The sequence below is a fragment of the Streptomyces polyrhachis genome (genome assembly GCF_042663125.1).
GTDB classification, from domain to species: Bacteria; Actinomycetota; Actinomycetes; order Streptomycetales; family Streptomycetaceae; genus Streptomyces; species Streptomyces polyrhachii.
Genome location: NZ_JBHSZO010000009.1, coordinates 81,658 through 107,444 on the forward strand (window position 1 = coordinate 81,658; position 25,787 = coordinate 107,444).

21 protein-coding genes, 1 tRNA gene and 3 pseudogenes are annotated in these 25,787 nt (G+C 67.9%); 17 read left to right on the plus strand and 8 right to left on the minus strand.

Features of this window, described 5'->3' with window-relative positions; genetic code table 11:
* The first annotated feature begins 33 nt into the window (after positions 1 to 33).
* The 4 genes and pseudogenes from ACFQLX_RS08155 (at position 34) to ACFQLX_RS08170 (ending at position 4,205) form a co-directional block, all read left to right on the plus strand.
* Positions 34 to 107: transfer RNA gene (locus ACFQLX_RS08155), tRNA-Thr, on the plus strand.
* Positions 108 to 607: 500 nt separating this feature from the next.
* A complete protein-coding gene (locus ACFQLX_RS08160; RefSeq protein ID WP_386413430.1) occupies positions 608 to 1,285 on the plus strand; it encodes a hypothetical protein in 678 nt (225 codons plus the stop codon).
* The gene (locus ACFQLX_RS08165) at positions 1,275 to 2,474 is read left to right on the plus strand and encodes a helix-turn-helix domain-containing protein (RefSeq protein ID WP_386413431.1); all 1,200 of its coding nucleotides are present in this window, start codon (positions 1,275 to 1,277) and stop codon (positions 2,472 to 2,474) included. Before ACFQLX_RS08160 ends, ACFQLX_RS08165 begins: the two co-directional genes overlap by 11 nt.
* A 119-nt stretch (positions 2,475 to 2,593) precedes the next feature.
* Positions 2,594 to 4,205 (plus strand): annotated as a pseudogene (locus ACFQLX_RS08170) (ISAzo13 family transposase).
* A gap of 82 nt (positions 4,206 to 4,287) precedes the next feature.
* On the opposite strand, the pseudogene ACFQLX_RS08175 reads toward ACFQLX_RS08170, so the two are convergent.
* The 6 genes and pseudogenes from ACFQLX_RS08175 to ACFQLX_RS08200 all read right to left on the minus strand — a co-directional run.
* Positions 4,288 to 4,386, minus strand: a pseudogene (locus tag ACFQLX_RS08175) (IS5/IS1182 family transposase); the annotation flags it as partial.
* A gap of 24 nt (positions 4,387 to 4,410) precedes the next feature.
* The gene (locus tag ACFQLX_RS08180; protein ID WP_386413432.1) at positions 4,411 to 6,555 is read right to left on the minus strand and encodes a hypothetical protein; all 2,145 of its coding nucleotides are present in this window, start codon (positions 6,553 to 6,555) and stop codon (positions 4,411 to 4,413) included.
* Positions 6,556 to 6,566: 11 nt separating this feature from the next.
* Positions 6,567 to 8,747, minus strand: a complete 2,181-nt coding sequence (locus ACFQLX_RS08185; RefSeq protein WP_386413433.1) for an ATP-binding protein — start codon at positions 8,745 to 8,747, stop codon at positions 6,567 to 6,569.
* Positions 8,744 to 9,292, minus strand: coding sequence for a hypothetical protein (locus tag ACFQLX_RS08190; protein WP_386413434.1), 549 nt, complete (start codon positions 9,290 to 9,292; stop codon positions 8,744 to 8,746). Before ACFQLX_RS08190 ends, ACFQLX_RS08185 begins: the two co-directional genes overlap by 4 nt.
* A 695-nt stretch (positions 9,293 to 9,987) precedes the next feature.
* Entirely contained in the window at positions 9,988 to 11,604 is a 1,617-nt protein-coding gene (locus tag ACFQLX_RS08195) for a tyrosine-type recombinase/integrase (protein WP_386413435.1), read from the minus strand.
* Complete coding sequence (locus tag ACFQLX_RS08200; protein WP_386413436.1) at positions 11,601 to 12,260, minus strand: helix-turn-helix domain-containing protein; 660 nt, start codon at positions 12,258 to 12,260, stop codon at positions 11,601 to 11,603. Before ACFQLX_RS08200 ends, ACFQLX_RS08195 begins: the two co-directional genes overlap by 4 nt.
* A gap of 91 nt (positions 12,261 to 12,351) precedes the next feature.
* On the opposite strand from ACFQLX_RS08200, the gene ACFQLX_RS08205 reads away from it, so the two are divergent.
* Positions 12,352 to 12,639 carry a hypothetical protein gene (locus ACFQLX_RS08205; protein ID WP_386413437.1) on the plus strand — a complete coding sequence of 96 codons (288 nt, stop codon included), beginning with the start codon at positions 12,352 to 12,354 and terminating at the stop codon, positions 12,637 to 12,639.
* Between the two features lie 89 nt (positions 12,640 to 12,728).
* Here the strand turns inward: ACFQLX_RS08205 and ACFQLX_RS08210 are convergent, their stop codons facing one another.
* Entirely contained in the window at positions 12,729 to 13,616 is an 888-nt protein-coding gene (locus ACFQLX_RS08210) for a phosphotransferase family protein (RefSeq protein ID WP_386413438.1), read from the minus strand.
* Positions 13,613 to 15,004: a helix-turn-helix domain-containing protein gene (locus ACFQLX_RS08215; RefSeq protein ID WP_386413439.1), complete on the minus strand. Its 1,392-nt coding sequence runs from the start codon at positions 15,002 to 15,004 to the stop codon at positions 13,613 to 13,615. Before ACFQLX_RS08215 ends, ACFQLX_RS08210 begins: the two co-directional genes overlap by 4 nt.
* Before the next feature lie 253 nt (positions 15,005 to 15,257).
* On the opposite strand from ACFQLX_RS08215, the gene ACFQLX_RS08220 reads away from it, so the two are divergent.
* The 12 genes and pseudogenes from ACFQLX_RS08220 to ACFQLX_RS08275 all read left to right on the plus strand — a co-directional run bounded on the left by ACFQLX_RS08220 (position 15,258) and on the right by ACFQLX_RS08275 (position 25,469).
* A complete protein-coding gene (locus tag ACFQLX_RS08220; protein ID WP_386413440.1) occupies positions 15,258 to 15,653 on the plus strand; it encodes an ATP-binding protein in 396 nt (131 codons plus the stop codon).
* 39 nt (positions 15,654 to 15,692) lie between these two features.
* Entirely contained in the window at positions 15,693 to 16,139 is a 447-nt protein-coding gene (locus ACFQLX_RS08225; RefSeq protein ID WP_386413441.1) for a DUF6415 family natural product biosynthesis protein, read from the plus strand.
* On the plus strand, positions 16,133 to 16,600 hold the full coding sequence (locus ACFQLX_RS08230; RefSeq protein ID WP_386413442.1) for a DUF6302 family protein: 468 nt from the start codon (positions 16,133 to 16,135) through the stop codon (positions 16,598 to 16,600). The genes ACFQLX_RS08225 and ACFQLX_RS08230 overlap by 7 nt, the downstream gene beginning before the upstream one ends.
* Positions 16,601 to 16,644: 44 nt before the next feature.
* Complete coding sequence (locus ACFQLX_RS08235) at positions 16,645 to 16,845, plus strand: DUF5999 family protein (RefSeq protein ID WP_317435386.1); 201 nt, start codon at positions 16,645 to 16,647, stop codon at positions 16,843 to 16,845.
* Positions 16,842 to 17,507, plus strand: coding sequence for a hypothetical protein (locus tag ACFQLX_RS08240; RefSeq protein ID WP_386413444.1), 666 nt, complete (start codon positions 16,842 to 16,844; stop codon positions 17,505 to 17,507). The genes ACFQLX_RS08235 and ACFQLX_RS08240 overlap by 4 nt, the downstream gene beginning before the upstream one ends.
* A gap of 207 nt (positions 17,508 to 17,714) precedes the next feature.
* Positions 17,715 to 18,953: a methyltransferase, FxLD system gene (fxlM, locus tag ACFQLX_RS08245; protein ID WP_386413445.1), complete on the plus strand. Its 1,239-nt coding sequence runs from the start codon at positions 17,715 to 17,717 to the stop codon at positions 18,951 to 18,953.
* Between the two features lie 52 nt (positions 18,954 to 19,005).
* Complete coding sequence (gene fxlA, locus ACFQLX_RS08250; RefSeq protein ID WP_161254880.1) at positions 19,006 to 19,209, plus strand: FxLD family lanthipeptide; 204 nt, start codon at positions 19,006 to 19,008, stop codon at positions 19,207 to 19,209.
* A 94-nt stretch (positions 19,210 to 19,303) separates the two neighbouring features.
* Positions 19,304 to 22,357, plus strand: coding sequence for a lantibiotic dehydratase (locus ACFQLX_RS08255; protein ID WP_386413446.1), 3,054 nt, complete (start codon positions 19,304 to 19,306; stop codon positions 22,355 to 22,357).
* Complete coding sequence (locus tag ACFQLX_RS08260; protein WP_386413447.1) at positions 22,354 to 23,583, plus strand: lanthionine synthetase C family protein; 1,230 nt, start codon at positions 22,354 to 22,356, stop codon at positions 23,581 to 23,583. Before ACFQLX_RS08255 ends, ACFQLX_RS08260 begins: the two co-directional genes overlap by 4 nt.
* Positions 23,565 to 24,581 carry a thiopeptide-type bacteriocin biosynthesis protein gene (locus ACFQLX_RS08265; protein WP_386413448.1) on the plus strand — a complete coding sequence of 339 codons (1,017 nt, stop codon included), beginning with the start codon at positions 23,565 to 23,567 and terminating at the stop codon, positions 24,579 to 24,581. The genes ACFQLX_RS08260 and ACFQLX_RS08265 overlap by 19 nt, the downstream gene beginning before the upstream one ends.
* A 12-nt stretch (positions 24,582 to 24,593) precedes the next feature.
* Positions 24,594 to 24,953 (plus strand): annotated as a pseudogene (locus ACFQLX_RS08270) (sugar nucleotide-binding protein); the annotation flags it as partial.
* 9 nt (positions 24,954 to 24,962) lie between these two features.
* Entirely contained in the window at positions 24,963 to 25,469 is a 507-nt protein-coding gene (locus tag ACFQLX_RS08275; protein WP_386413516.1) for a P-loop NTPase family protein, read from the plus strand.
* Positions 25,470 to 25,787 lie beyond the last annotated feature (318 nt).

Below are 25,787 nucleotides of genomic sequence, written 5' to 3' on the forward strand. Positions count from 1 at the left end.
ACGCTGCGGCCGTCGTACTGACATCCGCCGCGTGCCGCCTTAGCTCAGCTGGCCAGAGCAACGCACTCGTAATGCGTAGGTCTCGGGTTCGAATCCCGAAGGCGGCCCTGCGAAACCCCAGGACTCACTCGCCGTGACCTGGGGTTTTGTGCTTTTCATGATCGATTTAAACGGATCGCGCGTACCGCAACGGGCGCCACGATCGCTCCCGGTGGACAACCGGTGGACAGGCGCGCAAGGGGCGTGCAGAGCGGTGGACGAGCGGTCGATCCGGCGGCCTCTCCGAGGGGCGGACGCTGGGGGTGCATCTGCAGTCGCGTGGTCGTGATCGGCGTGGAGTGAGATTGGTCGGTTCCCACAGTGCCCGGCATGGCGCGCGGTCGTGCAGGGTGATCGCTGGCTCAATCCGAGCTGTCGACCCCAGGTGTGGTGGGACCCCTCAGCGCGTCGAGATTGACGCAGAAACTAAAGTGGTGCAGCATGATTCCGTCGAGTGGTAAAGTCCGCTGGGGCGCTGACTGTCCTACTAGGGGTGGGTTCCTTGACGTTGCACGGCTCTCGGTTTGACCAGTTGGTCGGGGTCTCGGCCCCACGGGTTCGCAAGCACGTGATCTGGTCCTTGAAGACGGGGACTCAGGAAGCAGTCGACGCGTACGAGTTCAGCAAGTACAGCGACGGCCACACCTTCGGGACGAATCGGTGGCGGTTCACCGTCGGGGCGCTCAAGGACCAGGACCAGCTCAAGGCCCTTCCCGAGGCCAAGCCGCTGCGGGTGCGAAGCACCTTCATGCTCGGCGTCGGAAGTGCGATTCTCTATCCCGTTTGCTACGCCAGTGACTCGACGACGGATGTGCGGGGGATGAAGATCCGCACCTCGCAGATCCGTAGCGAGATGTTCGCCGCTTATGGGCGGCTCGCGCCACAGGTTCAGACCGCGCTGCGCATCAGCGACGGTATCGACGGTCAGGAGTGGGCCTTCGAGGACCTGGAGGAGACACTCGAAGAACTGCCCGAGCAGCCCAAGATGTTGTTGCTCGCCTACGCGAGTAACCGGGAAGGTGGCCTGCTCAACTGCTTCGTCGGGGAAGCCAAACTGGACTTCTCGGGCTCGATGTCCTGGGAGTGGCTCGAACCTCTGGCCATCACAGACGCTGAAGGCGGTACCGGCGGGATTTCCGTCGTGTCGCCCATCGATCCCTCTACTCCCGGATTTGGTACCGGCGCGGAGCCCTCCATCAACCTGGAAGACGCGGACGACACCGCGAACGAAAGCAATGAGCACTAAGCGATCTTCACTCTCGGTGGCACCCGTTCTGCCACTCGACCTCTCTGCGTCAGTCGCAGCGGCGTTCGATGGCGCTCGACTTACGCAGGCCAGGCGCCTGGCTGGTTGGACCAAGAAGGAGCTGGCGACAAAGATCAACGTAACGCCCGCCGCGGTTGGCCAATATGAGGCAGGAGCTATCCGGCCCCGGCCGGAGCAGGTCCGTCGACTGGCAGAAGCCCTCGGCATGCCCAGCGCCTTCTTCACCGCTGGCCGACCCCGCGCTGGCCTGGATACGGCAGCCGTTCACTTCCGTTCCTTGCGCTCGGCTCCTGCCCGCGAGCGTGAGCGAAGCGTGTCCTTCACGGAGCTGTTGTGGGAGCTGGTGTACGAGCTGGAGAGCTATATTCGGCTGCCGGCGGTTGACCTGCCGGGCTGGGACGGCGGGGAGACCATCCCTGACCTGCCCACCGATCCCCAACAGGCTGCGCGGGCACTTCGTAAATGCTGGGGCCTGGGTGATGGCCCGATCTCACATCTGGTTCGATTGCTGGAGTCGCGCGGCATCGTCGTAACGGCTCTTCCGTTTCCCAATGCGGACAGCAGGAAGCTGGATGGCTTCTCCACGACTAGGTTGCCTACCCGTCCCGTCGTAGTACTCAACGACGAGCGCGACGACGTGTACCGCCATCGGTTCAGTTGCGCGCACGAGTTGGGTCACCTCTTGCTGCACGGTGAAGCGCACCCCGGAGATGTCCAGCACGAGCGTCAGGCAGACGCCTTCGCGGCTGAGTTCCTCACGCCAGCGGCACGGCTCACGGGCTCGCTCCCGACGCGGGTCGACTTCACGGTCCTGGGGCGACTGCAGCAGACCTGGGGTGTGTCCTTGGATTCTCTCCTGGTCCGCTGCCGAGAGCTCGGCCTCCATACCGAAGCGGTGAGCACTCGAGGATGGAAGCGCCTCAGAACCCTTCGGGCGCAGGGCCTGTTGCCGCATACGCCGGTGCAGGGGTTCCCGGGAGAGGTTCCGGTCCTCTTGCAGCGAGCCTTCGAGATGGCTGAACGCAAGGGCATCACTGTCCAGCGGCTCGCGGATGAGCTGCGCTGGCCTACGGACCTGGTGCTCAAACTGCTCGCCCAAGATCCTCGCCCGGATCTGTACCTCGGTGTAGCTCCGTCTGAGGCCAGACAGCCTTCGGCCGGGGGGTAGACGCCGGCATCGGGGCTCACGGGCCCCGATGCCGGAAGCAGCTGTCCTCGGCTATGCGTTCCTAAGGGATTGCAGATCATCAAGGTGTTGCTTCCCGATCTGGGGCTCGTTGGTCTGGTATGCGCATCCCGGACGAGACCCGTGATCAACTCTCCGCGAAGTTCGCGGTGTTGTTCCCACATCTGGACGAGCGGCAGCGACGGCTGCTGATGGGAACCGAGGCCCGGTTGCTGGGGCATGGCGGCATCCGCGCGGTCGCTCGGGCGGCCCAGGTCAGCGAGACGACGGTCCGCAATGGCGTGTTCGAGCTGGAATCCGGAGAGGACCCGTTGGGGCGGGTCCGGCGTCCCGGCGGAGGACGCAAACGGGTCGCCGATCTGGATCCGGGGCTGCGGCCGGCACTACTGGCGCTGGTCGAGCCCGAGGAGAGAGGCGACCCGATGTCGCCGCTGCGGTGGACGGTGAAATCGACTCGTACGCTCGCGGCGGAGCTGGCCCGGGCCGGGCACCGGATCAGCGCCGATACCGTGGGCGACCTGCTGCGGGAGGAAGGCTTCAGTCTCCAGGCCAACGCGAAGACGCTCGAGGGCAGTCAGCATCCGGACCGGGACGCCCAGTTCCACTACCTCAACGAGCAGGCCAGCAACTACCGGGACGCCGGCCAGCCGGTCATCAGCGTGGACACCAAGAAGAAGGAGCTCGTCGGCGACTTCAAGAACAGCGGCCGCCAGTGGCGTCCCGCCGGCGAGCCTGTCCCGGTCAGCGTCCACGACTTCGCCGACCCGCAGCTGGGCAAAGCCGTCCCCTACGGAATCTACGATCTGACCGCGAACACCGGCTGGGTCAATGTCGGCACCGATCACGACACCGCCGCGTTCGCAGTGGAATCGATCCGCCGCTGGTGGCACGGCCAGGGCCAGGCTGCCTACCCGCGGGCGACACGGCTGCTGATCACCGCCGACGCCGGCGGATCCAACGGCTACCGCACCCGATCCTGGAAGCTCGAGCTGGCCCAACTCGCAGCCGAAACCGAGCTGACGATCACCGTGTGTCATCTACCGCCGGGCACATCGAAGTGGAACAAGATCGAGCACCGGCTCTTCTCGCACATCACCATGAACTGGAGCGGCCGCCCGCTGACCAGCCACGAAGTCGTCGTGCAGTCGATCGCCGCGACCACCACCCGAACCGGACTGCGTGTGAGAGCCGAGCTCGACACCAACACCTACCCGACCGGACTCCGCATCAAAGATGCGGAGATGGCCGCCCTGCCGCTGACCCGGCACGCGTTCCAGGGCGCCTGGAACTATGCGCTGCACCCCCACCCATCACCCGTGATCCCGGCGGCCCCGGCCCGGCAGACGCCGGAGCCGGAGTGGGACCAGGCCTTGCTCTCCGATCCAGCACTGACCGGGATAACCCGCCAGCAACTGAACGATCTCACCGAGACCCTGGCCCCGGACGGAGATACCCGGCGCGGTCGGCCGCCTCGGCTGGCCTTCGCCGACCAGGTCCTGGCCACCGTGCTCCACCTGCGGGACGCCCTGGCCGCGGAACCCCTCGCCGTGCTGTTCGGCACCAGCCGCACCGCGATGCACCGCACCCTCCTGAAGCACCGGCGACTGCTCGAGGCACACGGCATCGACAACCCCACCCACGGCCCTCGCCGCCCTTCAGAACCGTGTCCAGGCACAGACCGGCGAGGACAACAAGACCAAAACAACGTGTTAATGATCTGCAATCCCTAAGGGTTGTCCCGTAAATGATCTTACGGGCGGCATGAGTGCGACTGTCTGTTGGGCGGGGCGCTCGCTCAGCCCGCGAGGGCGAGGTTGTGTAGGCGGGCGATGCCGAGCATGGCGTGGTGCACGCCGTCGCCCTTCAGGCGGCAGTCGCGGAGGATGCGACCGGTTCCACCGACTGGACCGAGCCGGCCCTACTTCATGTCCGACGGTCTGGTCCGGCTGCCAGGAACGCCGACGGTGACGATGTGCCTCGGGACCGCGTCGCCTGGCACATCGAAAGCCGTATGCCCGATGAGCGCGCTCAGGTGTGGCGGCGCCCCGGTGGGATCGAACGCCTTGTGGCGCAGTGAAACCAGGAATCCGATTCGGATGTCCGTGGTCTGATATGTGACCGCCTGCTTGAGGTACGCCTGCTTGTCACTCAAGGGCTGCTTCATCGAATCGACCTTCATCTCGATGCAGATGCTGAATCCGCTGAACTTGAGTCGCAGGTCGATTCGCCCGCCGCCGACGTGCTGGACCTCGAACTCAACGATCGCGCCGAGGCTACTGGACTTCAAGTAGTCGAGGAGGTCCTTGTGGATGTGGCCTTCGACGGCCTTCGGGTCGAACAGATACGGGTACAGGTCCGATTGGGCATTGGTCCGTGAGCTGACGAACTGGATGATCAGCCGAAGAACGTCGTCCACTGCATCCTTCGGACCCCCGATGTAGTCGGGGCTCGTCTCCAGACACGTTCGGATCCCGGAGTACACCTCGGCCTCGATCAGGTTGAGGCTATGCCTACCGATGGTTTTGTCGCTGACCGCTTTAGCGAGTTCAGCCAGGGTCTCGGGCGACACTTTCTCGGCAAGTTCGATCGCTGCCGCGGATCCGGGCAGGACGAGTTGGTTGAGGGGTTGCGGCAGCGACTCGGTCGCCGTGCCACTATGGCCTTTTCCCGGCCCTGCACCTGCCAATGCTTGCGCCTTCGCCCCTCGAAGGACCGCTTGCGCGGCGGCGAGCTTCTCGGTGACCTCGCGTTCACGGTCGCCCGCCGCGGTCGCGGCTTCCTGCTCCAAGGCGTGGGTATGATCTTCGAGGTTGCACAGAAGGCCCGCCGTTCTGGCGAACCCCGACTCGATGACCGGCTGAACGAGCCTGAGCAGGCCGTCAATGTCCTCCTTGTGAGAGACGACAGCCGCAGAGCGCGAGCCCAGGTATATCTGGAGTAGGTCGTCGACAACGACCTCGGCCTTGTAGAAGCTATCCCGTTGAAACTCTTCCCGGAGCCTTCCCAGGTCGTCGGCCAGTTGAGTCCACGCCAACAGCGCCGCTCGCTTCGGATCCCCGTACCAGTGGTTCAGCCCAATCGACGTTACGTTGAGCCGGCGAATCCGCTCAGCCAGGTCGGCCAATGCGTGTGGTTCGAGCCGAGGGGCCGACAGGGCCGCCACGTGCAGCCTCGGTGAGGACTCGGCGAGGAGCGCACACAGCACTTCGACTACGGTCAAGAGGATGCTCGCGTCCTCACGCTCGTAGGTGTCCCAGGCGACCTGCAAGTACCTTGCGGAGGCTTCGAGGTTGTTCAGCATGAGCGGCAGGTCCGCGGCGCGGAGTGCGCTGACCAGTTCGATACCCGCCAGCACCCATGCGGCGTCGGAGGCGACGCCCTCGGGGTCGGCACCTGGGCGCGGCTGGCCAGCTGGGGGGTCGATGCCAGCGACGAGGCGGACAACGCTGGCGAGGCTCGCGGCGTGCGGCCAGTGGTCGACGGCAACACCGACGGCGCGGACAACTGCGGTGCCGAGCGGCTTCGGCACCGGTGCATCGAAGCGTTCCAGAAGGGCCAGCAGTGCGAATGGTGATCCGATCCCGCACAGGGCAAGTCGGGTGCGGGCCTCCAGTGCGCTTGCCGTTCTCAGGGCGGCACGGCTGTCCGGATCCGGCACGTCAAGGAATTCCTGGACAGCATCCTCCAGGGCCTTGGCCAGACCCGCGCCGACCTCGTTCAGCGCGGGTCCACTGGTGAGCAGAGCCTCCAAGCTGTCGGTGAGGATGGCCGGACTCGTGGTGGATGTGACAGCAGCTGATACGCGGCGCAAAGCTGCCGGATAGCTGTCGGTTCGGCTGCCGGAGTTGGCTGCCTCGTGCGCGACCAGGTGGACGAGAGGCGGAAGCACCGGACTGTCGGTGAGGTCAGAGGCTTCCCGAGCCAGTCGGTCCCAGCCACCAAGCGCCGCGAAAGCGCCCTCGACCGGCGGGCCTCCAGCGTTTGCCGAGAGGAGCGCGGTGAAGTCCTTCTCCAGCTCGACCGCCGCACTGCCGCTCATGGCCTTCCTCTCGTCAGCAACCACCGTTCAGCTTCTCACCACACGTAGGAGTTACCCTCCGCGACAACCCGGTTGGCTTGCGGAAGAAGATCAAGGAGGGGAGCGGCGTTGCGGGTAGCGACAAAGATCTGCATCTCGGCTTCGCCTGCGACCTCCCGCAGTGCCCTGACCATGGTGGCGAGGTCCTCCTCCGGCATTTCCTCGGCGGAGGGCGAGTCCAGGACGAGGAACCCGGGGTGGCGGCCGATCCCCTCGACGTAACCGTGCTGGATGAGGGCGATGGCGGTCGCGATCTTGACCCGCAGCTTCTCGCCGGCTGTGAGCCCGGAGTAGGTCTGCTTGACGCCGTTTTCTCGAAGCGTCATGTTCGCTGCGCCGCTGAGGGTAAAGCCACTGAGGTTATCGGCGCCGAAGCTCTGCGTCAGGCGTTCGATGTCGGCGGAAATCTGGACCAGCATCGGATCCTGGTCGTTCTTCACCCACTTCTTCAGCACCTGCTCGGCTGCTTCCACGACGGCGAGGTGCGTCGAATCGACCGGGTCAATCACCTCCGGGTCGCTTGACCGGGTCAACGCCCCCAGGGCGCCTTCGGCGCGGGCCAAGTCGAGTTCGAGCACGCGACGCTCACCCGCGACCGTGAGAAGTTCGCTCCCCACCTCCGCCCGCGCCGCCGCCTCTTCCCGCTCCATCGTCAGCGCCGCGATCTCGGCAGTCAACTCCGCCACCGCGGCTTCGGCCGCGGCCACCGCGGCCTGCGCCGCTTCAACTTCGTCCAGGGGGCCCTCTTCGGCATCCGCGTCGTCGCCGTCACTTCCGGACATCCGCGCAACCAGGCCGGTCACGAACTCATCCGGCGCGGACGCGGCCACGATGACATCGGACTGGAGGGCCTCCAGATTCAGTTCACTGGTGCACACCGAACACTCATGATTGTCCGGTTCCGCTGCCTGTCGCTCTGGAGTGACCTGCGCCGCGCAGCGTGGGCACACCGACGGACGCATGTGATGGAAGAACCTGGCGGCGAGCGCGTCCTCGTAATTGGTATGCACCCGAGCCTTCGCCGCTTTGAGCTGTTGACGTGCTGTTCCGGCCAGCGAAGTCTGCGCGATCAGCTTTGTCTCAAGCCTGTGATTCTCTCGTGCGAGGTCGGATGCGCGGGTTGCGGCGTCGAGCACCACCTGCATGTCCGGCGTCCCGGCGGGCAGGTTCCCAATCTTCGTTCGAAGATCCTGGACCTGCTTCTCCGCCGCGATTCGGCTCGCCTCCACCGCCTCGCCAGCCGCCTGCGCCTTGCCCTTCGCGGCGTCCCGTGCCGTGTCCATGCCGCGCCGCGCCGTCATTGCCGCAGCCTGCACCGGTGCCCAGTCCGTACCGATGAACATCTGCATCATTCGGAGGCCGATGGTCTGCTCGTTGCCGACGATCGGATCGAGCTGGTTCGCGCGGACCACGAACGAACTGGAGTACGAAGGCCATGCGTGCACCCGAGCCGCCGTGTCCGTCCAGACCGGGATGTTCTCCAACCTCAGCCGAGTCATCATCAGCGAGCCCATGACGCCCTCGAAGTCTGCGCCGTCGAACTGCCCGATGACCGTGGATCGGGAGTCCGAGTCCACCCCCATGATCCTGATCACTTGTCCGGTGGCCGCCCCGTCCACCGCATCGAAAGCCACCCGCAGCCGCTCCGCGCCCACCTGCCAATCGACTTCAACGTGCTCGATCCAGCTGCGGACATCGTTCTGGAACTGCGGGCACCGGCCGGTCAGCGACCACATGAGAACGTTCAAGAGGGTTGACTTGCCGCGCAGATTCCGGCCCGAGCCAATCCCGTTGACACCGGGCTGCGGCGACCATTCGAAGTCAAATGGGACCCGCACCTTCGGTCCTGCCTGCTCATCGACCTCCGCCGCCTCGCCCTCTCCGGCCGAGATCGCTGCGGGTGAGTACTTGTCGACGACCGGTCGGATCCACTCAGGGAGATTGGTTACATCAACCAACGGGTGTCCATGGGCGCCGGGGTGATCCGGTTCGAGCCATTTCGTCCCACGGAAGTGCATCCGGGTCGCGCGTAGCGGCACGGGAACTGCCTTGGTTCCGCCGAGCGGCACGCCGAGTCCGCTGAGGATCTTGTCAACCTCGTCAACAGTGAGGCTCAGCGAACCGCCTGCCCGTCGCCTGGCCAGGATGTCAACAACCTCCTTGCCGAGAGCACTCACGTCTGGTCTCCTTCCTGACCTACTCCTCCAGTAGCCGATACCGGCGCGGAAGCGCTCAGTGCATCCAGCCGTTCGCGCACCCGCGGAGCGATCGGCGCAATGGCCACCCCCAGCTCCGTCCCCGCGTACGTGGCCTGCCGGTATTGCCGGTCCTTCAGTGCCTGCCCACCGTCGTCCCCCGCGACCAATGCGACCAGCTTCACCTGCTTGGCGTACCAGCCCAGAGTCGGATCCTTCGCGAGCTCAGCGACCGCGGCGGCCCCGGCCTGCGTCAGGAAGAACTGGTTGCGCTTGCTCTTTTTGCCTGGCTGCCCGGCACGGCGCAACGTGGCGAGGCCGTACGTTTCGAGGATGGAGAAAGCATCATCGAGCTGCTCGTATGCGCCGAAGAACCAGCGCGGCATCGGGTACCAGCGCAGGTCAGGTTCTGGATCGTCCAAGAGCGACCGCGCTGTGTGCAGGTGACCAGCGTCGGCCGTGCTGGCTTCCACCATCGACACCAGCTCATCGGCGAGGTAGTCCGGGTTTCGCAGCCAGAAGTCCATCGCTTGGAGCCGCAGCTCGCTTCGTACCAACCTGATCGTTCCGGGTGGGTCTCCATCCACGATCGGCGTACCACATCCATCGAGCAGAACTAGCAATCGAATGGCGTGCTGAGTTCGCGTCGCAGCAGGGCGACCCTCTGTACCTGCGGACTCCGCACCGGCAGCCATCTCGTCCAACCTGGCATTCCCCCCAGAAGCACCGCTACTCGACCGGACGACCTTCACCAGAACGACCGCCAGGTGATCACGGGCGGCAAGGTTGCGGCGCGTGATCACGCCGTAACCACATCGGCCACCCATTACGCTCGGAGACCCAATGTAACGGGTGTGGCATGTAACGGATACTAGTTAGCATCTGGAACAGATCCGCCGTCTGCGGAGTCGCGCAGCGTGAGACCGGAGTCGGTGGGATGCAACTGCGTCGGACGCCGATCCTCGCAATCGCCACCCGACTTCAGAAGCCGGTGCGACCGGACGGGGTCGCTGCTGCTGACTACATGGTCTGGGCGACGCACGAGCAACTGATATCGCTGGAGGGCGTCGGCCTGTCCGGCGTCCCGAACCGCCGCCTTCCGGGTCTGCCTCCGCCGCCGGCGCTCGGGTGGGTCGTCCGCCCCGACCCTGAGCATCGATCCCGCACGGTGATTCACGAAGAGTCTTGCTGGCGTACTGCCGGCGGCGGCCGGGAGCTAGAGTCAGGCAGAACGATTCTGCTGTGCCGCGTCGTCCTTGCGCGGCGGCGCCATCCTCGGCAGGCGAGACGTGGTGTCTACCTGCGGCACCACGTCCGGAACAGCCGCCAGCGCCTTACGCGCATGAGGTACGAGCTGTACGACCTTCTCGGCGGCGTCACGCGCCAGGTCGTCGAGGACCGACTGGTAGATGTCCCGCGTGATCCGCGTGTCCGAATGGCCGAGGGTCTCCGAGACGACCTTGATGTCGACGCCCGCCGCGAGCATCAGCGTCGCAGCGACGTGCCGGAGGTCATGAAGGCGGATCGGCGGAAGGCCGGCCGCCTCCACGAGGCGCTCGAACAGATCGCTGACCTTGCCCGGGTGGAGGAGGGAGCCATCCTCCTGGGTGAAGATCCGACCGGTGTTCTGCCAGCCCTCACCCCACGCCTCGCGCTCGGTCTGCTGGCGAGCCTTGTGCGTCAGGAGGCCCTCGTTGGTCTCGCCGTCCAGGGCGATCAGTCGCAGGCCGCTATCGGTCTTGGGCGCACCCTCGTGGACCTCCCAGCCGTCTTGGACGAGCTGCGTGGCGATGGCCAGCGAGCAGTGCTTCGCGGAGTAGTCCTCCCAGCGGACACCGCACGCCTCTCCTCGCCGAGTACCGCGAAACGCAATGAGTCGCCAGAGCAAGTACAGCCGGTCTCCCGCGACGAAGTCGAGGAAGACGGCGGTCTGCTCCGGGGTCCAGACCATGACCGGCGACGGCCGCTTACCGGTCTCCTGCCAACGAGCGATGCGCTCCTCGGTCCAGACGAGGGCCTTCGGCTTGGTACCGGGCAGCAGCTCGACGTGAGCGGCCGGGTTGAAGGCGGGCATGACCTGCTGAGCGATGGCGACGTTGAGCGCGGCCCGGAGCGTGTCGCGGATGTGAGGCTGGGTGTTCAGCCCGGTGACCCGACGGAACGGCGGCATCGCGTCGAGCTGTGCGCGGAACCACTTCCGGCGCGCCCGGTTCTTGGCTCCCTTGTTCGGGGTGGCCTTCAGCTCGTCGGCGACCGCGCGTCGCTGGGCGTTCTGCTCCTGGATCTCGATGTTCCGCTCGTTGATGGCGTCGAACATCTTGTCGATGTGGTGGACTCGGAGCTTGTCGAGGCGAAGGTGCCCGAGGTGCGGCTTGAGGTGGACGCGGATGTCGCATTCGTAGCGCGACGCACCGCCACGGCGCAGACGTTTCCGCCCGGCCAGCCAGGTGTCGAGCCACTCCCCAACGGTGGTCTTCGAGTTGAGCGACTGACCCGTCTGGAACCGGCGACGGGTCTCGTCGTAGTCCGGCAGAGGGGTCTTCTCCTTGACGCAGTCCTCCAGCAGGTCGCTGATCTGCGCCCTGCCCCACGCGTCGTCCTCTTCGGGAATCGCCATGAGGGCGCGGACCTTGCCCAGCTCCTCCTGGGCCTTGGTGGAGGTCTCGAAGCCACCACGACGGAACCGCCGTCGTCGGCCGTCCTGGGCGGGGTCCAGCTCCTGGAACACCCCGAAGGTCCCGTGCCGTCGCGACTGGAGCTTCGGGCACGACGCCCCGAGGTCCTTGCCGGTCTCGGGGTCAGTGCACCGGCACCGTCGCGTGATGGTGCCCTTCTTCATTCACGCTCCTCGGCCTCGGGGTGTATGTCGGGCTCGTCGACAAAGGCGAGTTGGTCAGGAAGAGCCGGAGGGGTGAGGCCGCGCTGACGCATCCGCTCTCGGTACGCGCGCAGCTCTTGGGCGTCCTCGAAGGCGTGTGCCTCGTATCCCTCGGCCCGCTCAAGAAGCGTGGTTCGGCGACTGCGGTCCAGAGTGGTGCTGGCTACTCGTCGCCGCTCCTGCGCCAAATCGTACGAGGACATCGACGCGGCAACGAGGTCGCCATGGTGTCGGAAGCTGTCGAGCACGTCCCGGGGCGAGCCCTCGGGGGCCGCATCATCAAGAGGTGTCTCGCCGGTGAACCACGCGAGCGCGTCCCAGGTGGACAGCTCGCGGCCCGGCAGAACCTCGACCGCCGCCGAAGAACCGAGCGGGAACAGCAGAGTGACCGGCGGGACGTCCAGTACGTCGGCAAGCATGACGACGTCCGCCACGCTGACGCTCGTCTTGCGTCCGGACTCCAGGTTCTTGATTGAGTGCTCGGTGATTTCCGGCATGCCGCGGGCCGCGCACTCCTGGGCGACCTCGGCCATCGTGAGGCCGGCGGCCCGGCGCGAGTGTCGTAGGCGCTGAGCGATCCGACCGGTGAACGCTGTCGACCATTGATCAGGTGTCATGGTGACACTCTAAGAAGCAAAAAGGCGCTGCTGCAACTCCGTGATACATCTTTCGCGTCATTACGGCACGCGCAAAGGTCAGGAGAGTGTCATGACAGCACCTAAGATGGCAGGAGCGGGGCGGGGACTGACGAGCGACGAGCTGCTCGCTCTTCCGGCGGTGATCGATCTCGACACCTCGAACAAGGCGCTGATGATCGGACGATCCACCGGGTATGGGCTCGCCAAGCAGGGGGAGTACCCGGTCAGGGTGCTGCGCCTAGGGAACGCCTACCGAGTGGTCACGGCCGACCTGCTGAAGCTGCTGGGCTTGGAGCACCGGCACTCTGGGGGAGGCCAGGAGGCGAGCGGCAGCGAGCGGCACGGCCTCGCTGCGTAGTCCGTACGCCGCGAAGGATGGCGCAGCGCCCTCCGGCCAGTCTCGTAAGGGCAGGGAGCTTGCAGGGATGAGGTGCACGAACACCTTGATCAGAGGATGCCCTTCCACGACCACGGCCGCGGTCCGGATCGACCACGCAGACAGTCGATCCGATACTGCGCCTGGCTCCGCCACTCCGCATTGCTGGCTGCGTGTTGCGCCGCGTACGTCACCATCCGCAGCTCACGGGCACGCGCGAGGATGGGGTAGCCCTCCCACGCAGTCACGTCATGTCCGTACACCGCACAGAATCGGTCGTACTCGCGGCTGCTGACGGCTCCGGTGGTCTTCGCGCGCACGGCGGTGGATACGAGGTCCCATTCCGGAGGCCCCACCGAGAAGCGCTCCAGGTCCATCATCAGGACCCCGTCGGCCGTGCGGACGATGTTGCCGGGCCATGCGTCGCCGTGCACAGCCCGGTCGGGGAGACCGGCCGGCCGCTCGGCCCAGGCCGCTACGAGGTCGCGGTGAAGAGCGCGCAACCACTCCTTGTCATCAACGCAGATCGTGGTGGCCGCTTGCAGCCGTTCGTCGACCCGGATGAAGGGGTCGAGGTACCCCAACTCGATGTCTGGTGTGGGCAAGGAGTGGAGTTGTGCGAGGAGCTGAGCGACGTCTTCAACGGAGCCGTGCTCCTGCGGGGGGAGTTCTGCCCAGAAGGTGACGGGTCTGCCGCCTGCCTCGACCGGCTGCTCCACGTCGACCAGACGAACGGCGGGGACGTTCTCCTGGTCGAGCCAGCGTGCGACGCGCACCTCGCGGGCTGCCGCAGCACTCTGTCCTTCCCTGGCGATCCGCACGATCACCCGTTGATGAGGCAGCCGCCATATCTGGTTCTCGGCCAGGCGAAGAGGTTCCGCTCCGTCGGAGTCCAATCCGACTGCGGAACATGCCTGCTTCAGGACGTGACGCGCCGGTGCGGCTGACGAAGAAGTCATGCCGAAACCGTAGCGGCGATCCGATCTCGCAGCGCCGAAGCCTCCTGGACGCTCCGATGCTTCGAGGCGAAGCGGCCGAGTTGCCGCAGGTCGTCGGCAGCTCGCCGGGAGGTGAGCCGGCCTACCTCGTCGAGGGCGTCGTGGCCGAGCGCCGCCGCCTTGCGCGGGTCGCCCTTGGCCATGAGCAGAGAGGCCAGCTTGGTCCGCGAGATCGCCCGGGACCGTTTGTAGGCGTCTGTGTGTCCCTTCACCGCTGTGTCGAATCGGCGCGCGGCCCGGCCCGGGTCCTGCCCGGCCAGGATCGCGAGATCGAACAGGGCGTGAGCCGTGTCCCCGTTGTGCTGCGCCTCCTCGTAGTAGGCCATCCACGACGGGTCCTCGGCTGGCCGGGCCCGGGTGAACGCTTCGTCCGCGGCGCCGACGGCCGCCATGGTGTCGCGGACATTCCCCATCTTCCCGAAGGCCCTGGCCCGCGCCGTGTGAAGCATCGCCTGCTCTGTCGCCGTCAAGCGGTCGGAGCGCACGAGCCCCTTCTCGGCGTAGGTGAGGCCGTCATCGGGGGCTCCGATCCATACGGCTTGCCGTGCGAGGAACGAGTACGTCTTGGCCCGCAGATGCCAGTCGCTGGCCTCCTCGGCGCAATCCGCTGCGAATCGGAACGTCTTGGTGGCTTCGTCGTGGTGGTAGGCGTCGAAGGCAGAGGCGCCGACCACGATGCCGAGGCGCGATACGGCGGCGAACAGGTCGGTTCGTAGGTGCTCGGGGAACTGCGCTTGCAGCAGGCCGGCCGACCACTGCATCGCTCGAGCGGCCACGTCACGTACCACGCCCCCGCCGCCCAGCTCGTTGTCCATGCCGCTGAGGGCGTTGGCCACGGCCAAGACCTGGTCGACGTGGCTCGGGTTGATGTGGGATGGGAGAGACAGCTCGGCGGGCGCGAAGACATTGGTGAAGTTGAGAGGGGCTATGGCGGCGAGGCCGCCGATTCCGAGGAACGAGCGTCGAATCACGGGCTCATGGCTCCCAGGGCGAAGAGTCGGTTCGTCTCTGCCCAGGATGCGGCCTGCGGGCGCCTGAACGCGCACCTCCCCCCGGCGCGCGGAAGCCTTATCGGCATCAGCCCGCTTTTTATCGGCATCGCCGTCGCCGAAGACCATCGGCCACGCCCGGTCTAGGAGCCCACCCGTGCCGAGGGCATCATCGAGCCGCTGCACCACGTCGCGACGACAGCTCGGGTACTTGCCCTTCTCGATCGACAAGATCATGTCGTCGCTGACCTGCACTAACCGACCAAGCGCCTTGGCCGACAGCCCTTGTTCCAGGCGCAGTCTGCGCAGCTCGCTGCCGAACCACTCCTGGGGGGACGCTCCCGGATCGAGCTGCTTCATTGGCTGCGGCATGTTCTGTCCCCGAAGTCGTCGATGCCGAACTCTTCACCTCTCGGCATCAGGCTCTGCACGTTCTCGGTGCGCTCTGCCTAAATGGTTGCTGATCGGTTCTAGACCAGTACACACCGCAACCCACCCCTGCTGAAGGGGTTCTGGCAGAACGGAGGGAGCAGCGATGGAACTACTCGTCGACACCCGTGAGCGGGATGCTTCTGTTCGAGCCACGTCCAGAAGTGTGGACGGCCAACTCGACATGAGTTTCAACGTCCGGGCCGAAGACCTGGGAACCGTCCGGGACATCGTCGCGGCGCACCTGTGCTGGTGGCGCATCGACACCGGCACCGCGCACCGCATGCTGACCGTGGTCAACGAACTCCTCACCAACGTCTTGCAGCACACCTCCGCGGACGCCGACGGGTGCCGGATGGCCAGCCTGCTCCTCCAGAAGGTGCCGGACGGTGTCACCGCCATCGTCCGCGACCAGGACCCGTGCCCGCCTGTGTATATGTCTCCGGACCCCCTGGCCGAAGAGGGGCGCGGTCTGATGCTGCTGCGCGCCCTGGCCGACGACACGTCCGTGTCCGTGAGCCCGGCGGGCAAGGACGTGTGGGTCTTCATAGGGACCCCGGAACCCACCGAGCACTTCTAACCCCCCACGGTCGACGCTTGGCCTCTCCAGGAGTTCCCGATGTCCCTCACCGTTCTGGTTCCGGAGAACGACGTGGTTCCCCCGCCAGCCGACGAGCCCCGCACACCGCAGTGGACACCCCCACTCGATGCAGGGGGTTTGAGGTCCGTCCTGGAACGGATCAAGGACTGGAAGCCGCTCGACGTGGATGCGGTCTATGACGACCTCGACACGACGATCGGCAACCAGCCGCCGCCCGTCGCGACGACCGACGCCCTGATCGACCGCCTCCGCGGCCACCTGAAGCAGCTCAGCGACATCGCCGTCGCGGACGGGCGGTACCCGCCCACCGCGGAGATGGTCCAGCTCGTTGAGCGAGGATGCCCCCTCCGGGATGAGCGCACGCCGGCCGACTACCAGCGAGCAGTCGGTCTCGCTCGCCGCCTGGCCTTCGTGACGTCCGACCTGATCGAAGCTCGCTACATCAAGGGGCAGGTCGAATGCTGACCGCCGCCGCGACGCTGCCGCGCCACTCCGCCGCCGTCTCCCTTCGGCCGGCTGCCGAAGCGTACGACTACGAGCACTTCCGTAGCCGTCTCGCCGAACCTGCTCTCCTCGCAGACGCCGTAGCAGTCCGTGTTTTCCGGGCGCCGCTCCTCGCGGTTCCCGTCGGCGGGCCGCGCCGCGGCGGGTACATGTCCTTCGACCTGCTGACCCACGCGACGGAAACGCACGCCCTCCTCGCGGAGCACCCCGGCTTCCCGCGCCTGCGCGTTCGATGGTCGCCGTACCGCGACACCTGCCACACCGTCGAGTGGGGTGACCCCGCTCCCGACTGGCGGGAGGACGACGCGGTGTTCGGACGCTTCTACGGCTACAGCGAAGCAGCGATAGCCGCCTTCACGCGGCGGCACCACTGGACTCCCTCTTCGGCCGCGCCCGAACCGTGTTCCCCCACGGCACCGTAGCTCGCCGAAGAGGGCCCAACTTCCCACCCGAGAGGACGAGCACCATGTGTGCGCACAACCCGCCGTGCCCCACGGCTGAGGCTCCCGACAGGGAGGCCGCGCGGCCCCTCGCGCACCGGCCTGAGCAGGGCTGGAGCCTGCTGTGCAACGGAGTGCTCCTCTTCGAGGACACCGGTGAGCTGCTGCCGGACGGCCAGGTCATCGCCCCGCACCGGACCCTCAACGTGGCGAGGGCAGCCGCGTGAAGCGGACCGGCACGGTGCCCCGGCTCGTCCCGTACATCACCCAGCGCGAGGGCGAGTACGGCGGACTGGAGTCGGAACTCACGCTGAGCATGAACGCCTTCGGCGCCGTGCGTCTCGTCTACCAGGACGAGACCCCGGCTGACCGCGGGCCCCGCGGTGAGCTGTGGGCCCGGTGCTCCCAGTCGCTGAACGCGGCCGGGAAGCCGACGGGCAAGCCGCAGTGGCGCATGGTCAACCCCGCCCGGCAGCGGGAAGCGATGGAGCATCTTCGGTGCCAGGTCAGCTTCTGCCCGGCCGAGACCGACCAGGGCTACATCTTCCTCGCCGGGGATGCGGAAGGCGCTTCCCACCGCGCTGGTGAGCCGGTGAGGACGGCCCAGCCACCGGTGTGCCTGAAGCACCTGCGGCCGGCCATAGAGCTGTGCCCGCACCTGCGGAAGGGGCACATCGCCTTCCGCGCGCGGGCGACGTCGCCCTGGGGCGTCATCGGCACCCGGTACCGCCTCACCGCCGCCGGCCTGGAACCCCTTCCCGCCGACGACGATGACGCGCCCGTGGCGTACGGGCACCCCCAGTTGGGCTGGTTCCTGGCGAGCCAACTCATACGCGAACTGCGGGACTACGAGGTCGTCAATCTGGACGATCTTGTACGCGCCGCCTAGACGGCCGCCCGGGAGCCCTGAGTGATACGGACGGGGCTCCTGGGCGGCTCACCACCGGTGCCGAGCCTCGCGCGCCGTCCGGCACGAAACCGCCAACCTTCGGCGGTCCGGCAAGAACGGAGAGTGTTCGCCAATAGCCTCCCGGCCCACCGGCACACCGTGCCGACCTACCTCCTCCCCCTGAACACGAACGACCGAAGGAAATCCATGACGAACACGACCGTCGAGCCCGACGAGGCGACCCGCCTGCGGAACAAGGTGGTGGACGAGCTGTGCGCGGACGGCAACATCTCCTCCCCGGACGTCGAAGCGGTGATGCGCAAGGTGCCCCGGCACGAGTTCACCCCCGCCGATACGCCGCTGGACAAGGCGTATGACACCTACGCCGCCGTGATTACCAAGACGGACGAGCACGGGGTGCAGCTCAGCTCCGTCTCCGCGCCGCAGATCCAGGCCATGATGCTGGAGCAGGCCCAGGTGAAGCCCGGGATGCGGGTCCTGGAGATCGGCTCGGGCGGGCTGAACGCGGCCTACCTCGCCGAGCTCGTCGGCGAGGACGGTGAAGTCGTCACCGTGGACATCGACCCCGTCGTCACCGACCGCGCGCGCCGGCTCCTGGACGAGCACGGCTACGGCCGGGTGCACGTCGTCACCGCCGACGCCGCAGAGCCCATCCCGGACCTCGGCGAGGTCGACGTCGTGATGGTGACCGCAGGCGCCTGGGACATCTCCCCGGCCTGGACCGCGCAACTCAAGCAGGGCGGCCGACTCGTCGTCCCGCTGCGGATGCGCGGCCTGACCCGGTCGGTCTCCTTCATCCAGGTCATGGGGGAGCACGGCCCTTACCTGGAGAGCGAGTCGGCGAAGATCTGCGGCTTCGTCCCGATGCAGGGCTCGAACGCCCACCGGGAAGAACTCCTCCTCGTCAACGGCACCCCGGAGATCGGCCTCAAGTTCGATGACGGCCTGCCGACCGACCCGCACAGGCTCGACAACGCCGTCACGTTCCCGCGACACGAGCTGTGGACCGGGGTCACCGTCCGCATCCAGGAACTCATCGACACCCTCCAGATGGCAATGGCGATCAGCCTGCCGGGCTTCTGCACCATGGCCGTCGATGAGAACTCGGACACGGGCCTGGTCGCTCCCGTGAACAAGCGGTTCGCGCTCGCGGCCGTCGAGGACGACACCTTCGCCTACCTCGTCACCCGCCGCACCGAGGACAACAAGCACCTGGAGTACGGCGTGCACGCCCTCGGCCCGCACGCGGAGCAGTTCGCCGACAAGGCCGCCGACGTGCTCCGCGCCTGGGAAGCCAACCGACGCGGCGGCCCCAGCCCGGTCATCCGGGCCTATCCGGCCAGCACCCCCGATGAGCAGATCCCGGCGGACCGGGTCATCGACAAAGTGCACAGCCGGATCTCGCTCTCCTGGCCCCCGGCGTAACGCCGGAAGTCAGGTCATCCCGCACCACCCCAACGAGAAGAAGGGCACCAATATGACGAGCGCCACTCTCGCCCCGCCCCCGGTCGCGCCCGCGGCGTCGGCGGACCTGGACGACGACTTCGCGCCCCTGGACGTGAAGGTCGTCATCGCCGAGCACTCGTACGGCCACCTCATGTGCTCGACGGGCGACGGCTGCGGCACCACCTGCGCGACCGGTGCCTCCGCCTGCGGTTCCTTCACCGAGGACCCGGCCTGACCCAGGCCGACCCCCTCACCTGTGGGCCGGGCGAAGCGCTTCGCCCGGCCCACAGGCCCCTCTCTCCTCCCGCGCCGCCTCATGGAAGGGCCTCATGGCTTCCCGAGCAGCCGCCGGATACCTGTGGCAGGGCGTTGCGATGCTGCGCGCCACCACCAGCCCCGGGCCGGCAGACATCCCCCGCACCCTCGACCTGGACAACGTGGCCGTCACCCGCGGATGGCTGAACCGAATCTGGCAGCGCGAGGACTTCCGCAGCGCGCTGGAGTTGGCCACCCCCGTTCTGTCCGACGCCATCGAGGCCGTCGTCCGGGGCCGGCAGACCGACCCCCGTCAGGTCCGCCGCACCGCACTGTCGACGGTCTCCTACCTCCTTCGGTGGCAGCACCGGCCGACACCGCACGGCCTGTTCGCCGGCACCGCCCCGGTGTCCGTCGGGCCCCGGGCGAGCGCACGGTGGCGCGACAAGCACCGTGCGGTAATCCGGCCGGATGCCGAATGGGTCACCGACATGGTCCTCCGACTCCAGCGCACCCCGGCGATGCTGAAGCGGTTACCGGTCGTCGCCAACAACGCCGCCCGCGCCCGCGGTGACCGGCTCGTGGCACCGGGTCCGCCCTCCGACGGCCACGCCGTCCTCCTAGCCCCGGTCGAGATATCCGTTCGCAACGCCCGGCCGGTGGCCGCCGCCATGGCCGCGGCCTGCACCCCCGTCCCCTACAGCGGTCTCCACGGCGACCTGCGCGCCCGCTTTCCGCAGGCCACTCCGGAGAAGGTCGACGCACTTCTCGCCAGCCTGGTCGAGCAGCAGTTCCTCATCACCAGCCTGTGGGCGCCCATGACCACCGTGGACGCCTTCCAGCACCTGTGCCGCGAACTGGACCGGCTCCAAGCGGACAGCATCCCCGAAGTGCGGGACCTGGTCCACGAGCTGTACGCCCTGCGCGACGAGCTGTCCGCGCACCAGCCGACCCTCTCCGAGACCAGCGTGAGCACCGTCGCCACGCGGATGCGTGCCCTCACCCCCGTCACGCCGACACCGCTGCTCATTGACACCGCCCTCGACTGCGAGACCACGCTCCCGCAAGCCGTGATCGCGGAAGCGCAAGCAGCCGTATCGGCCCTCTACCGCACCACCCCGCAGCCCTACGGCTACCAGCACTGGCGCGACTACCACCGCCGCTTCCGGGCCCGGTACGGCGTCGGCGCCCTGGTGCCGGTGATGGACCTGGTTGCTGACAGCGGCCTGGGCCTGCCCGCCGGATACGTCGGCTCCGAACGAGGCGCCGCCCTGAAGGTGCGCACCGACCGCGACGAACTGCTGCTCGCGATGATGCAGCAGGTCCTCCTCGGCGGCGGCCGTGAACTGCGGCTGACGGACGACATGGTCGACGCCCTGGAGAAGGCCGCCGGGAAGGACGAGCGGCTGTCCGTACCCCGGGTGGAGGTCGCCTTCGAAGTCCACTCCTCCAGCACCCGGGCACTCTCCAGCGGCGCCTTCGACGTCCTCCTCACCGCGGTCCCCCGGCCCGGCAGCAGCATGGCCGGCCGGTTCGCCCACGTCCTGCCGCCCGAGCATCAGGACGCGCTCGCCGCCACGTACCAGGGGGCGCCGGACGGCCTGACGGCGCAGCTCGTGTTCCCTCCGCGCCGCCATCGCAACGAGAACGTCACCCGTACGCCGCGGCTGCTGCCCCACGTCATCGAGCTGTCCGGCCACCAGGAGACGGACGAGACGACGATCCCGCTCGCCGACATCGCCGTCACCGCCGACCCGCGCAGCTTCCACCTCGTACAGCTCTCCACCGGCCGACGCATCGACGTCCGGGTCATGCACGCCCTGGAAGGCGGCACGCAGACCCCGCCGCTCGCCCGGTTCCTCGCCGAAGTAGCCAACGGACGGTTCGCCGCCTACAAGCCGTTCGACTTCGGCGCCGGCTCCCGGCTTCCGTTCCTCCCGCGGGTGCGCTACCGCCGCACCATCCTGACGCAGGCCCGATGGCTGCTGATGGCCGACGACCTGCCCGGCCGCAAAGCCACGACCGAGGAGTGGGAGAACGCCCTCGCCGTCTGGCGGAACCGGCTGCGGGTCCCGGTGCAGGTCGCCATCATCGAGTACGACCAGCGCCTCCCCCTCGACCTGTCCCACCGCCGGGTGCTGCGCGCGCACCTCGACAACGCCCGGCGCCTGGAGCTGCGCGAGGTCCCGGACGCAGATGCCCACGGCTGGATCGGGCGGGCACATGAGATCTGGCTCTCCCTGGGCCGCTCGGAGCCGGCCGCCGAGGTACCCCGGCCGCGCACCGCCCCGTCAGCGGCCCCCGATCGGCACCTTCCGGGCGCCGGCGACTTCCTCCTCGTGCAGCTCCACGCCCACCCGCGCCGCTACGACGAGATCCTGAGCCGCCACCTGCCCAGCCTCCTCGCCGCGTTCGGCGACGTCCCGCCCCTCTGGTGGTTCACCCGGCACCGGGAGATGGCCCGCCCGGACGCTGACCAGCACCTCGACCTCACGCTGCACCTGCCGTCCGACGCGTACGGGGCAGCAGCCCAGCACGTCCGCAGGTGGGCCGACAGCTTGCACGGGACCGGTCTGGCGGCCGGGCTCGTCCTGGCTCCCCACCAGTCGCAGACCGGGCGCTTCGGCCACGGGCCGGCCATGGACGCCACGCACCGGGTGTTCGCCGCGGACTCCGCCGTCGCCCTCGCGCAGATTCAGCTCACCGAGCACACCGACGCGCTCGCCCCGCAGGCCCTCGCCGCGGCCAGCGCCCTGCACCTCGTCACCCCCCTGGCACCGGACACCGCGGCGGCCGAGGAGTGGCTGGTGCGCAACCTCCCCCAGGGCGCGGGACGGCTGAACCGGGCCCTGCGTGCCCAGGTGCTCGAACTCGCCGCACCGAACGGCAACTCCGTGCTCGCGGCCCTCCCCGGCGGCCCTGCGGTCGCCGAAGCATGGCAGGCCCGCGCCGCCGCCGTCGACACCTACCGGACGGCCTTGACCGACCAGCGTGACCCGCTCGACGTCGCCCGGTCGCTCCTGCACCAGCACCACGTCCGGGCCCTGGGCGTCGATCCGCGCGCCGAGGAGACCACGATCCGGCTCGTACGAACTGCTGCCCTCCAGCACCGGAGGGCAGCCCGATGACCGCGCTGGCCACCACCGCCGCGACGATCCTGGAGCAGTACACCCTCCACCTCGCCCAACCCGCTCCCCCGCCTCCGGACGAGCCGTGGGCAGTGCAGTCCCTCGCCGACGGCGCCGCCGGGATCAGTCTGCTGCACATCGAGATGGTCAGCCGTCACGGCGGCTCCTGGCGCCCCGCCCACCGGTGGATCACCGCCGCGGCGGCCGGCCACATCAGCGCGGCCGACACCGCGGGACTGTTCCTCGGCGCCCCGGCCCTCGGCTTCGTCCTCACCACCGTCCCGCCGTCCTTCCAGCACCTGTACGAACCGGCGCGGCGGACCCTGCACCAGCACATCACCGACCTGACCCACCGCCGCGTGGACGCCGCGCTCACCCGCATCCGCAAGGGCGACCTGCCCACGTTCGCCGAGTACGACCTGTTCTACGGCCTCACCGGCATCGGGGCGTACCTCCTGCGCACCGACCCCGAAGGGCTCCCCCTCGAACGAGTCCTGAAGTACCTCGTCGCCCTGACCCGCCCCCTCGCACCCGACGGCCGTGGCATGCCGGGCTGGTGGGTCCGCCACGACCCCGCCCGGGGTGAATCCCCCCACTTCCCGGGCGGCCACGGCAACTTCGGCGCAGCCCACGGCATCACCGGCCCGCTCCTTCTGCTGGCCCAGGCCATGCGCCGCGGCATCACCGTCAGCGGCCACCGCGAAGCCATCTGGAGTATCTGCGAACACCTCGACACCTGGTGCCAGCTCAGTCACTCCGGTCCCTGGTGGCCCGAACACATCTCGCGCCGCGACCTCGACCTCGGGCGCCCCCACCACGACGCTCCCGCCCGGCCGAGCTGGTGCTACGGAACCACCGGAATCGCACGAGCCGGGCAACTCGCCGGGCTCGCCCTGCGCGCCCCCGATGTCCAGGCGTTCTACGAGGACGCCCTGTACCGGACGTTGACCGACCCCGAACAGCTCGCCCAGGTCACCGACTCGGGCCTGTGCCACGGCTGGGCGGGTATCTACCAGACCGCCACCCGCGCCGCCGCCGATGCCGTCGACCCCCGCCTCCAGGCCCTCCCGAGAAGCCTCGGCGACACCCTCGCCGCGAGCGCCCGGCCCGGCCTTCCCGAGCCCGGCCTGATCATCGGTGACGCCGGCACCGCGCTCGCCCTGACCACCCACGCCTCACAGCAGGCCCCGATCACCGGATGGGACGCATGTCTCCTGATCAACTGATCTCGACGGAGCCGAGCCCGATCCACCGCGCGGTCACGGCCGCCCTCACCGGCCCGCCAATCCCCGAAGTCGCAGCCCAGCACGGGATGGAACCGACGACCCTGTCCGACGCCCTGGCGGTCTACGACCAGGCCGGCCGGGAGGCCGTGGCCCGGCACGCCTCCACGGACGACTGGTGGCAGGTGTACCTCCACTTCACCGACTGGACGAAAGCCGACGAGACCTTCACCGCGCACGTCCTGCCCCTGCTCCAAGAGGCGGAGACCGCCGGCCTCATCGTCGGCTGGTGGTACACCAGGAAGCACCCCTGCTGGCGCCTGCGTCTCCGCGTCCGGCCGGGGATCGCCAAGATCGGAACCGCGGAGGGCCTGGACCGACTCGGCCTGCACCGCCTTGTGGCCGATGGCCACCTCGTGCGCTGGTGGCCCGGGATCTACGAGCCCGAGACTGCGGCATTCGGGGGCGAGGCCAGCATGACGGCCGCGCACGTCCTGTTCATCACCGACAGCCGAGAGGCACCGCAGCTCAGGCACCGCGCGGACCTGGCCGTGGGGCCGCGCGAGCTGTCCGTCCTCCTCTGCACGATCATGATGCGCGCCGCCGGCCTGGAGTGGTACGAGCAGGGAGACGTCTGGCATCGCGTCATCACGGAAGAGCACCGCTCGGCAGTCGGCGATGTCCCAGCAGACCGGCTCGACGCCCGCGCCCAAGAAATCCGGCCCCTGCTCTTCGCCGACAGCGACGTCCTGCTGCGCCCCGGCGGACTGCTGGAGCCCGTCTCCGAGTGGGTCGGCGCCTTCCGTAGCACGGGGCGAGAACTTCACCGTGCCGTACAGGTCGGGACGCTGGACCGTGGCCTACGTCAGGTACTCAGTTACCACGTGATCTTCCACTGGAACCGGCTGGGCCTGTCCATGCGGGGGCAGAGCATCCTGGCCTGGGCGGCCCGGGCGGCCATCCTGCACGGCGTCGATCACCAGGGAAGCCAGGGAGTGTGACGACGCTCATCATCCGCCGTCGTCCGCACATCCATGATCACCGGGCGTGGGCGTTCCGTGCACGAGTGCCTAGTGCGCCAGCTCGTCGACGGTCCCGCCAACGGAACCTGTTCACCGCCGACGTCCGCTGCCCGATCCACGTCTCGGATCTGGCCGCCGCGCTGCTGGAGCTCGCGGAGCGCGGCACCGCAGGAGTACAACATGCCGCGGGCAGATGCCGTAAGCCGCCATGAACTCGGCGTTCTCATCGCACGGTGCGACGGCCTGGACGCTTCACGCCTCCCCGCTGGCCTGCGCGCCGAGAGCCCGCTGCCCGGCCCGCTCGACGTGCGCATCGACATTCGGGCGACCCAGCACTTGTTGTCTCTACGCTGGAGCACCATGAAGAAGGTCGCCATCGTCGGTTGCGCAGGCAGCGGCAAGTCCCACGTGGCCCGCCAGCTCGGCAGGATCCTCAATGCCCCGGTGACGCACCTGGATGCCGCGTTCTACGACGACGAGTGGAACGCGCTGCCCATGGACGAGTTCACCCGAGTGCAGAGCGAGCTGGTCGCGGAGCCGCGGTGGGTGATCGACGGCAACTACAACTCGACGCTGCAGGTACGGCTCGAAGCCTGCGACACAGTGGTCCTGATGGACGTGTCGACCGTGGCGGCGCTGTACGGGATTTTCTCCCGGCAGGTCCGGCACGGAGCCGGGCACAAGGGCAACGGGGTGCATAACCGCATTCACTGGGGCGTGATCAAGTACGTCGCCACGTACCGGCGCATGATGCGACCCCGCGTGATGGCGAAGATCAACGAGTTCAACTCGGGTGCCGACGTGGTGCTGCTGGCAAACCGGCGCCAGACGCACCGCTGGCTGCGAAGGGTGGCTGATGAGCAGTGACGTTGCCCCTTCTGTGCATGCCCCGGGCCGCAAGTGGAACCCCAGATACGCCGTACAGACGGTCCATGTCCCACGGGCGTAGCCCGCAATAGGCAATGTGGAGAGCTCTGTTCACGTGCCTTTCCCTCAACTAGGTTATTGAGAGGAGTGCTTAGCGACGGGACATCAAATCGATCGGGCAGAGCCATGCGTGATGGGATGCGCCACCGTGCGCGGAGGGCATCATCCCAGGGAACGAATCCAAGATCGATTGTTACGTGCGCTCGCCGCCTTTGATCTTGAAAAGATAATGTGGCGAATGGCACGAGGGTGACCTTC